This window comes from Phaeodactylibacter luteus (genome assembly GCF_007993045.1).
GTDB classification, from domain to species: Bacteria; Bacteroidota; Bacteroidia; order Chitinophagales; family Saprospiraceae; genus Phaeodactylibacter; species Phaeodactylibacter luteus.
Genome location: NZ_VOOR01000265.1, coordinates 1 through 274, shown reverse-complemented (window position 1 = coordinate 274; position 274 = coordinate 1). Strand labels below are relative to the sequence as shown.

Annotated in this window: 1 protein-coding gene; it reads right to left on the bottom strand. The window is 54.4% G+C overall.

The window, feature by feature from the left end; translation table 11 throughout:
• Positions 1-274 (bottom strand): hypothetical protein (locus FRY97_RS22820; protein ID WP_170254911.1); only part of this gene is annotated, 274 nt, incomplete at both ends.

Genomic DNA, 274 nt, shown 5'->3' with positions numbered 1-274 from the left:
GGACGCTGCGCAAGAGAATGGGCTGGTAGAATATACCAATGGCGTGCCTGCTGGGCAGGTCAGTACTGGCGCATCTGTATCCCCTACTTTGATATACTGGGTGTATGTATCAGTAGTGCCTGGGTTGCACCAGTCGAATACCGTCCACTCACGCTGGAACTTGAAGGTGCCTGGGCACACGTCGATCAGCGGGCTGTCTTCGTAAGAAGTAGCCAGGTTCTCGTAGTCGAACGTCAGGATATGAGGGCCGAATACAGGCTCTGATACGCTCAGC